Annotated in this window: 5 protein-coding genes; 2 read left to right on the top strand and 3 right to left on the bottom strand. The window is 55.4% G+C overall.

Features of this window, described 5'->3' with window-relative positions:
* From NTU47_07635 to wecB, 3 genes are all read right to left on the bottom strand, one after another.
* Positions 1–1,107: glycosyltransferase (locus NTU47_07635; GenBank protein MCX6133667.1), on the bottom strand; the 1,107-nt coding region annotated here is incomplete at its 3' end.
* Positions 1,108–1,122: 15 nt separating this feature from the next.
* Positions 1,123–5,085: a DUF2334 domain-containing protein gene (locus NTU47_07630; GenBank protein MCX6133666.1), complete on the bottom strand. Its 3,963-nt coding sequence runs from the start codon at positions 5,083–5,085 to the stop codon at positions 1,123–1,125.
* Positions 5,086–5,097: 12 nt separating this feature from the next.
* Complete coding sequence (wecB, locus tag NTU47_07625; protein MCX6133665.1) at positions 5,098–6,258, bottom strand: UDP-N-acetylglucosamine 2-epimerase (non-hydrolyzing); 1,161 nt, start codon at positions 6,256–6,258, stop codon at positions 5,098–5,100.
* A gap of 138 nt (positions 6,259–6,396) precedes the next feature.
* On the opposite strand from wecB, the gene NTU47_07620 reads away from it, so the two are divergent.
* Positions 6,397–7,665, top strand: coding sequence for a tetratricopeptide repeat protein (locus NTU47_07620; GenBank protein ID MCX6133664.1), 1,269 nt, complete (start codon positions 6,397–6,399; stop codon positions 7,663–7,665).
* Complete coding sequence (locus NTU47_07615) at positions 7,578–10,049, top strand: tetratricopeptide repeat protein (GenBank protein MCX6133663.1); 2,472 nt, start codon at positions 7,578–7,580, stop codon at positions 10,047–10,049. The genes NTU47_07620 and NTU47_07615 overlap by 88 nt, the downstream gene beginning before the upstream one ends.
* The last annotated feature ends 171 nt before the right edge of the window (positions 10,050–10,220 follow it).

Genomic DNA, 10,220 nt, shown 5'->3' with positions numbered 1-10,220 from the left:
CGAATCGAATGACACAGCGAGGAAGATTTCGAAAATAAACAGGAAGAACGCGAACATCCAGACGAGCGTGTACGGTCCGGGCAGAGCAATACTGACGAGGCCCAGTCCGCTGACGATGAAGAGAACGTCGGAGATGAGAATGGCAGCGAAGAAAACATAGTAGAGCAAAAGTGTGTAGAGGATATCGAACGCGAGCCGTTTGCTCTTGAATTTCGGAATCTCTTTGAAAAACTTCCCGATGACGTAGTTGTTTCCTCTCACCCAGCGCATCCGCTGTTTCAGCCACACTTTCCATTCCTGCGGTTCCTGCTCATAGGTCAGGGCGTAGGGGATGAACTTGATCTTATACCCTTTCTCGTAGATCCGAATGCTGAGCTCGGAGTCTTCCGTCAATGCCTGTTCATCCCATCCATCGAGCGAGCGAATGAGCTGCGTCCAGACCACGAAATTGGTCCCCGGCAGCGTGGCGATATTATGCATTTGCCATCGGCCCGCCTGCAGGATGGACTGAAAGCTCAGCGTCTCGATGTTGATGAACCGCGTGAGCAGCGTCGCGTTCTTGTTGACGGTCCGGAATTTCCCTATCACGCCCCCAAGCTCTTTGTGTGTAATCAACTGGGCGACGAGGTAGCGCAGGGCAGGGGGATCGGGCGTGTTGTCTGCGTCGTAGATGGCGATGATGTCGGAGTTCACCTGCCGAAGGCCGAGATTCAGGGCCCTGGATTTCCCTTTGCCCCCTTCGCCGGGAGGCACGGTAAAGAGAACGACGCGCGGGTCCCGGTCGGCGTAAGTCTGCACGATAGAAGCCGTCTCATCCCGGGAACCGTCGTTGATGACGAGAATCTTCAGCTTGTCTTTCGGATACTCGAGCTTCAGCATCGACTCCACTGTCCGTCCGATGACCATCGCTTCATTGTGAGCAGGGATCATGATGGTGCAGCTGGGGTAGTCAAACTCGGCGGCATCGACCAAACGTCTTTCGCGGAAGGACTTGAGGTAATTGATATAGCCGAATATCGTCAACGCGAACTGGTAGGCGATCATGAACCAGATCAGGATGACGGCCACGACGAAGAGAAAACTCAGATCGACTTCAAGTACGGACATGGGGTGCCTGGTTGACTACGTTTTGGTGCGGCGGTGAAGGATTTTCAGTGTGATGTACATCCCTGCCAGAAGCACGACGGCCAGGAAACCGAACATCGCGATGGCTGTCGATGACCAGAGACTGGTCACGTTCACCCCGTAGGAAAACGAATTGCCGGTGATGACATCCACCTCGTGCTTGCCGGAGGGGAGTTGGATCGTATAGCAATCACTCCCCTTCATCAGCGTGAAGGTGTACGGCTGTCCGTCGAGGAGGACCTGTGTTGGCTCGTTGCTGAAGGAAACAAGCATTCGTTCGTCGGATTCATACGTGAAGCGGGCATTTCTCATGCCATAGGAAAGAGCGGAGATGTCGGCCGTTGACGAAAGAAGCCTCGGTTGCAGTTGTGAAGTCGAAAACGCCCCGCTTGCGGCAGGGTTCACGTTCACCCGGTGGCTCCCTGCCGGGACAAAGAACAGGTTTTCCCGCGATGACTGAACAAACATATCGTCGATGAGGATCTGGGGAATTTCCTTGGGAAGCCGCAAAACAAAAGAATGCTTCGCTTCGATGCTGTAGCCGTCATTGATTCTTTGGTATGTGATGCCATGTGCCGAAGCGTTGGCGAAGAACGGGAGGTCTTGACCGTTGACTGTTTCCTCGGCGTAGAAGGTGAAACGGGGCGCGCCGATTGCGGCGGCCTGAACGAGAAGAAAGCTCTCCGTCCCGGTTTGTATTGTTGTCGGAAACGGGGTCAGCGCGCCTTTCTTGCGGGTGCTCGAACTCAGATCGAGGATGTTGAGATCAAGCATGAGTTTCGATGAATCGTTCATGAGCCGGGCGTAGCGCCGGCCGATTTCAACATACCGCAGCGGGTCTGTTGACCAGAGCCGTTCAGCGTCCTCCACCTGGAGGAGGAATCCGAAGCGCTTCTGCAGCGCAAGGATATGGTTCATATCGACGCCGAGGTTTTCCCGGACTTCAGGAGCGCCGTAGCTGTCCATCGCGGTGACGATGATCTGGAATCCGGGCCTGCGGGCGGCGACGTCGGAAAAATCGCGCAGGAGCCGCTCGTACACCTCATCGAGTTTACCGATACGGTATTCCGTCAGCGTTGTCTGGACGGCGGGATTCGTTTTCCAGAACCAGGGAGAGTTTGGATCGAAGATGCTGGTCAGTTCGATCCCATACTTCTTTTTCACCTCGCGCACGGCAGAGGGGTGCATGGGGGCGAACTGAAGAGGGGTCTCGAAACCTCTGCCGGATTCGAAGTAGAGCTCGGCAAGGTTGACGCCGTCAAAGTCGAATCCCTCAAGGAGCTTTTTGAATTTCATGGCGATGCTGTCGACGCACGCCGGCTCTGTCAATGCAACTGCGTATCGCCACGCCGGTTGAGCATCCTCTCCTTTGTAGTTCTTCTCCCGCCATTCCGGGTGATCTCTCCAGAACTGCTGGCTGATCTGTGGCGGCTCGAGCCACGCGTAGACAAGGATACCGTTCGCGTGTGCGAGCTGAATGAGGCGTCCGTAATCGTACACGTAATCCCGCTTGGGATACTCGTGCCATCCTGCGACATGAATCCTGCGGATTCCTGTCCGCACCCACTGTTTCACTAAATCCTCGACACTGGATGTTGGGCGCAATCCGGGGTCAAAGTACGCTTCCAGGTTCTCTCTTCGGACAATCGGGCCGAGACGGAAATACCTTTTTACGTAGTCGAGCAGATAGGGATAGTAGCTGTATCCATGTTGTGAGAGTGGATCAAACCGGGTCGCGAAAAAGATGACTTTCCCTTTCCCAACCGATTTCCCGATCACCACAGGGGCATCCGTTGCGGCATCCTGGCAGAAGACCTCGTCGACATCTTCAACGTTCAGCTTGTAGACCGATTCGAATTGTTTCCACGTCACCGTCTCTTCGGGATAGTTCCGGTCACGGACGTTGCGGAGGCGCATTTGTGACTGAGCGAAATGGATGCCCAGTTCTTCCGCGAGCTCATTCTTCTGATCGGTGATGAGGCTGCCTCCCTGCTGAACATACCCGACGAGTGTTCCGTAGTCGCCGGATTTCAGAGAGTCGACGAACGCGAACGGGACGATGACCAGATTGTAGTCCTGCAGCCGAAGTTCCTGACCTATAAAGATCGTATCGACATTGATGTGAACGCTTCGAAAAACCGAAGCCAGCGATGCCTGGTCGTTGAATGACGCTCCCCGGATGTGATGGTTCCAGAGAATGGCCACACGCGCCTCACGCCAATCGGGCTCGCCGACGAACGCGTTGGTAAACATGCGTTTTGCTCTCGACACAACTTTGTCGACGAAACCCATGTCACGCGCACGAAACTCGATAGGCTCGGCCTTGTAGATTTCGCCGGGATTCAATTCGATCTGGCGCGCAATTACGCCGTTGATCCGGTTATCGGAGAACACCCGCCTGACGATCTCTCCCTCTGAATCGAAATACCCCTCCGCGAGGTATTGATCTTTCAGCGTGATCTGATATGATTGTGATCCGGAGAGAATGACCCTGTCCTTCGTTTTCACCCAGTTCGGCTGATCTGAAAGATCCATGTATGTGTAGCCGAGTGCCTGGACACCGTCCACAAGCTCTCGCAGCAGGTCGAGGTCGAGGAACGAGTGGAAGAAGCACGACGCGAACCCATCCCGAACGTTAAGATTTGCCTTCGCATTCCTGAGGATGTCCTGGATATATGTGTCGCTGACCGCCTTGTCTGGATTGAGAGGAACATACCCGAGGTTTTCGGGGTAGATCCGCTGACCGAACCAATCGCTGTTGATCACATACGGAAAGCTCTGGGAGCAGTCGAAATCCTCGAACGACAGCCGCTGTTCCATGGCCGTGCTGAAGTATTTCGCGACAGTCTGGTACAAGGTGAAGGATCCAGTGTAGTGCGGGGTCTCCCACACCAGGGGGTAGAGGCCATTCTTCATGAACTCCTGGATGCCCGACTCGAGCTTCTGTGCTATTTCCTCCGCTGTCTGTTTGGCAATCGGCTTCATCAGGCTCTCATCCCAGAACTCGAAATCAGCCGCCGTCACTCCTTTGTATTGGTGTGTGCTGCCATGCATGACGATCGTCGCGCCGTTATGCACCATATATTTGAGGGCGTCGACAAGGTCCGGCTTGTCGGAAAGGCTCACCCGGATGTTCTTGCCGGGATCGACAAAAAACGGTATAACGCCGACAAGGAACGGAACGCCTTTGGCGGAAAGGATATCTGCAATCTCACGCAGATGGTCGGGGTTGTCGAACGGACCGACGTCTTCAATCCGTATCAGCGCTGAATGAGATTCCTCGTGGTTTTCGCCGAGGAAATCGTGAAGCATGTCGGCGAAGAGGATGTACCGATCCGCAGGACCCGCGCTGGCGAACGGCATATCGGCTATGTAGGTGAGGTTACCCGAGGTGATGATGTACGGAATCTCCCGCTTCAGTCTGGAGGAAAATGCCGTTGCGGTGACGGTGACAAGTTTCCGATTGGTGACCGCGGCGATGTTGATAAATGGCTCGCCTTTCTGAAACGACGTGCTGCCGAAACGCACGAGATCAAAACCCGACAAGGAGTCTGGTCCGCTGACGCTGAAGCCGAAGCGTTTTTCGACAGGGAATTTCCGCGAGAAATCGGCGAATCCACTGTTCAGCCAGAACACCCGGCTGTCGAGGGTGAATACATCCTGCGTGAATTTTTCGGGAAGAATGGTATGAACATCGAACCCCACGTAGAATGTGAAATCATACTGCTTCATCTCGCCAGGGAGGTATTCGTTGACGCCTTTGAGCTTGTAGCGGACGTTGAAATGCCCGAGGAGCGACGCGAGTTGGCGGCCGTCGGCCATGGCATAATTCTTCATGTCGGTATTCCCGTCGATCAGGATCAGGACGCTTTTTTGCGCTGATGTCTGTGCGACGGCCGAAGGAGAATGAACGATGATGCTGAGCAAAACGATCAGAACACTGACGACGAAACGAATCATGGATGCCTTTCTTCAGCGAGGTCGAAATTCTGATGGTGCTATTCTGGAGAAACCGAAAAAGTGTTCAAGTGCCCGCACTGTGCGGCGCGATGCATGCCCGTCACCGTACGGATTTGTCGCTGTTGCCATCTTCTGGTACGCCCGTTCGCTGTCGATGAGCGTCCGTGCGGTCGAGGTAATTGTCGCCGGATCGAGACCGACCAGTTGTACCGTTCCGTACTTCACGGCTTCGGGACGCTCGGTGACTGTACGGAGCACAAGGATCGGTTTCCCGAGCGAGGGACCTTCTTCCTGCACGCCGCCGGAATCTGTGAGAATCAGGTATGACCTTGCCATCAGATTGACAAAATCGCTGTAGGGGAGAGGCTCGATCAGGATCACATTCTTCAGCTTGCCGAGAATGGGGTAGACCACTTCGCGGACGATAGGGTTCAGGTGAACCGGAAATACGAACCGATAGTCAGTATATCGCTTGGCCAGAGCTTTCACTGCTTCGCATGCCCCGGTCATCGGCGTTCCCCAGTTCTCGCGCCTGTGCATCGTCAGAAGGACGATCTTTCTTCCTTCCTCCACGTACTCATTCAACCGTTCGTCGGGAAACGTGTAGGTCTTCTTGATCGCATAGGCCAGCGCGTCGATCACAGAATTGCCCGTGATGATGATCTGCTTCCTCGAAACGTTTTCCCGGACGAGGGCGCGTTTCGCCGTCGACGTCGGGGCAAAATGGAGGTCCGCGATGCAGCTCGTCAGCCGTCGGTTGATTTCCTCGGGGAATGGGTTTGCCTTGTCCTGTGTTCTGAGTCCGGCTTCGACGTGCCCGACAGGGATCTGCCTGTAGAATGCCGCGAGGCTGCCTACAAAGGTGGTCGTCGTGTCTCCCTGAACGAGGACGATGTCGGGGCGGGTTTCGACTAGGACGTCATCGAGCGCGCCGAGCGTGTTTTTCGTGAGACCGGCGAGAGACTGCTTCGGCTGCATGATGTTGAGGTCGTAGTCGGGCCGTATGCCGAAGACCTCGAGCACCTGGTCCAGCATCTGCCGGTGCTGTGCCGTCGCGATTGTGGTCACGTGGAAATGTTTGTGCTTCTGCAGCTCCAGGATGATAGGCGCCATCTTGATGGTATCCGGTCTGGTACCGAAGACCACTGCGACATTCTTGCGCTCGGATTTCATAGTGAACTGACCCTGTCTAATAACATTTTACTACTCCGGGTGCACAAGATACGGAAGAAAAGAGAAATGAAAAAGGCAGCACGTCGACTTTCCGTGTCTTCCTTGATAATAGAGGCAATATGTGGTAAATTGCTTCCTATGAATCGTCGAGTCCTCTTCGTTGCTGTTCTGTTCCTCTCTTCGTTTTCGATGGCGGTTGGGCAGGATACGAAGGAGAACGCCGATTTCAAGCTTGCCGTGAACCTCTACAATGACAAGCTGTATGACCTCGCCCTTGAGCAGTTCCGGCAGTTTGTAGCAACCTACCCGAATACCCAGCAGGGAATCGAAGCGAGATTCTATCTCGGCCTCAGCCAGGCCAAGCAGGGAAAACTCGATGACGCCCGCCTGACGTTTCAGAATTTTGCTCTCGCGTTCCCCGACCACCCGCGTGCTCCGGAAGCGTGGTGGAACGTAGCCGATTCGTACGTCTCTCTGAAGAACCTGCGGGAAGCTGCGCTCGCGTTCGAGCGCGTCAAGACGTTTCATCCGAAGAGCAAGCTCGCCCCCGGTGCCCTCGTGAAGTCGGCGGAATACTTCGACCTCGCCGGAGACCCGGAAAGCACACGCAAAGTGCTGAGGACATTGATACAGGATTACTCATCGTCCGATGTCATTCTCCCCGCGCGGTTGAAGCTCGCGCAGATGTATCTCTCCGACAACCAGTTCGAGCTCTCGCGTGCCGAATCGAAACGCGTGGCCGACGCTTCGAAGGACCCCGAACTGATTGCCCAGGCTCTTGTACTGATGGCCCGCTCACTGGCGAGCCTGAACAAATACGAAGAAGCGCAGCACGCTCTGGACGAAGTGGCGAAGAACTATCGAACGACTTCCAGTTACTACGCAGCGCTGTCGTTGCTTGGCTCGATAAAACGCGAGCTCGGCTATGCGGCCGAGGCGTTTGGATCATGGAAACTGATCGATGCTGATTCTGTTCGGGCGCCACGGTTGGTGCGACAACAGGCGCTGGTCCAGCTGGGCGACGGGTATCTCCTGAAAGGCGAGCATGCGAAGGCGCTTCAAAGCTATGAAAAGGCCTCTGCGGTCCGGGCGGCTCAGCGGGGGGAGGCTTTCTTCAAAGCCGGTCTGGCTGCCGAGCAGTCGGGCGCGCTGCAAAAGGCCCGTGCGAATCTGACGCAGGCGCTTCTGGATACGTCCTCCACAGTTTCACCGGCGGATATCCTGATCGCAGCCGCACGCGTCTCCGCAAAAGCTGAAAATCACACCGAGGACTGCGTCTCTATTCCCTGTTCCAGGGCCGCTATTCCAACGATCCACGCGTGCCCGAGACTCTTCTCGATGGAGCGAGGATTCGCCAGAACGATTTGCATGACTACGTGCAGGCGCTGGCGGAATATGATGCTCTGATCAACCGATACCCGGGTTCTCCTCTCGTTGATGATGCGCTCTTCGGCCGCGCTGAAGCGCTGCAGCTAACCGGATTACTGGACCGGGCTCTCGACGCCTATGACGATCTCCAGAAGCGGTTTCCCGGCAGCGAGTTCATCGCAGCGGCGAGAGAAGCTTCCCTTCATATCCGGATGTTCGACAGGAAGAACAAGGAATCGGGTCTCGAAAAGCTCGCGCTGCTGGTGGGCGACGTCATCGCGCAGCTGTCGAAGGGGGAGCTGGCCTTCCGGCTTGGCGACATCTATTTCCACGATCTCATAGACTATGACAAAGCGGCGGCTCAATATGCCTCGGCGCTGCGGCTTGGTCTCCCGGCCGACAAACAATCGAAAGCATGGTTCAATCAGGCGAAGGCATTTGAGAATGCCGGTATCCAGACCGGGACGGGCGGTACGCCGAAGCTTGAACCGTCGCTGAAGGCAATTGCCGCGTATGATTCTCTGCTGAAGCAGTTCCCTTCCGGAGAACTCGCTGACGACGCATTGTCCAGCCAATTTAATATCCGCCTTCAACTTGCCGCAGGGTCAGCCGATGTCCGTCTTGTGAGCGAAGAGTTTCTCCGGGCCCATCAGCTCATCAAGCGCAAGGATCTGATGTACTACTCGATCGCTGAGACTTACCGGAAGAAAAAGGACCCCGAGGATGCCGCGAAATCCTATGCGCTGACTCTGAAGGAGCGGCCTTTGAAGGATATCGAGGGGAGCGCGATGTTCCGGCTGGGCGAAATGTTGATGACACTTGGACAGCCCGACTCGGCCGCCGTTGTTCTTCGTGAGTATCTCAGGAGATTTCCGAATAACGAATTCACGCCCCGTGCGGCATGGTCTCTCGCCCGGTTTGAAGGGGGGCGAGGCAACGCGTCGCATGCGCTCGAGCTGTACAAACAACTCGACCAGCAGTTCCCGTACGTAACCTATGCCGGACAGCTTGGGAAAGCCCGGGCCGAGGCGTACTACACGGCGTTTGACTACGCGCAGGCCTATGGCCAGTTTCAATCACTTGTTCGTGATGCGTCTCATGGGGCAAGTCTCACGTCGCGTCTGCCGCTCGATGTGCTTTTCAATATGGCGATGACCTGTGTCAGGCTCGGGAAGAGGGCAGATGCGAAGCACTTTTTCGCAGAGTACCTCGCCTGTGAGGATTCGTCGGAACGGGCCGGCCAGTCCTATTATCAGCTGGCAACGCTCGCGAAAGAGGAAAACAGCGTGACGCTGGCCGCCCAGTACCTGCAGAAGGCGAGTGGGTATGCCCTCAACGGCCCGACAGGAATGAACCAGGCTTCGTTCGAAGCGGCGGAACTGTACTTCAAGAACGAGGAATATGCGAACGCCATCGCGCGTTATACGGAGATCGCCGACAAGGGAACGAATGACTCTCTCAGGCAATATGTCCAGTCACGGATTGTTGTCGGCTATTTCCGCCTGAACAATGCGAAGGAAGCAGATGCACGGGCGGCCGCGTTCAACAAGGCGTTTCCGAGGCAGGGGCGGTACGCGGCGGAGTTTAACTACGAACGGGGGAATTATTTCCTCCGGAAAGATGAATACGTTTCGGCGAAGAAATTCTTCGACAGCGTCGTCCAGGAATATGCGGGTTCTTCATCTGTTCCCAGCGCTCTGTATGGGAACGCGCGGGTTGCCGAGCTTTCCGAGAAAACCGCGGAAGCGATCAAGCTCTACGAAGCGATTCTCCCGAAGTATGGCAGCGATCCGGTCGCTCCGCGCGTAAGGCTCGCCCTCGGAAACCTGTACTACAGCCAGGAGCAGTGGGATCCCGCCGCACGTCAATACAAGGCAGTTCTCGACAGCGAGGGGCGTGCGCCCGATCTTGTCCAGTACGCGATGAACAATCTCATTCTCGCGTACAAACAGCTCTCGCTCTATGACGCCGCGTTGGAACTGACGCGCAAATACATCGACCGGTTCCCCGACGACACGGAACTGATGGACAAGCGGGTCGACATCGGCGTCCTGTATCAGAAGCTGGGGTACTACGACCAGGCGGTGCTTCATTTGCAGAGCCTTCTGGATAACGCAGACGCCAATCTCGAAGCCGAAGTGCGGTACTACATCGGGGAAGCGTACTACTATAAAGGGGATTACCAGCAGGGGATACTGGAATTCCTGAAGGTCCCGTATCTCGTCACGAAGAAAACGAAGGTGGACTGGGTTGCCACCTCGTATTACATGGCCGGTCAGTCCTACGAGAAAATGTCGAAGTTCGATCAGGCCATCACGATGTATAGACAGATTCTCACCCGTTCCGGAATAGACGCGACGTTCAAGACCGGCGCTCAGCGCGAGATAAACCGAGTCACAGCGCTGCAAAAGGCTAACAGGTAGGTTCATTGGTTAGATGGTTTATTGGTTAATTGGTGAATTGGTTCACTAACCAATCATCATTCGGCTACCAGGCGTTCACGATCTACTCTTCAACGTGTGTCGTCCGGCCAGAAGTTGACAGAGTTGGTTAAGTGTTCATGCAGCATATTTCATCTCTGGCGTCATCATGGC

It is taken from the genome of Ignavibacteriales bacterium (genome assembly GCA_026390595.1).
Lineage (GTDB): Bacteria > Bacteroidota > Ignavibacteria > UBA10030 > UBA10030 > UBA9647.
This window is presented reverse-complemented; position numbering and strand designations above follow the sequence as displayed.

What these genes read in the sequence shown, in the direction of transcription:
- NTU47_07630 (MCX6133666.1), bottom strand. Translation starts at nt 5,085, where the DNA reads ATGATTCGTTTCGTCGTCAGTGTTCTGATCGTTTTGCTCAGCATCATC.
- NTU47_07620 (MCX6133664.1), top strand. Translation starts at nt 6,397, where the DNA reads ATGAATCGTCGAGTCCTCTTCGTTGCTGTTCTGTTCCTCTCTTCGTTT.
- wecB (MCX6133665.1), bottom strand. Translation starts at nt 6,258, where the DNA reads ATGAAATCCGAGCGCAAGAATGTCGCAGTGGTCTTCGGTACCAGACCG.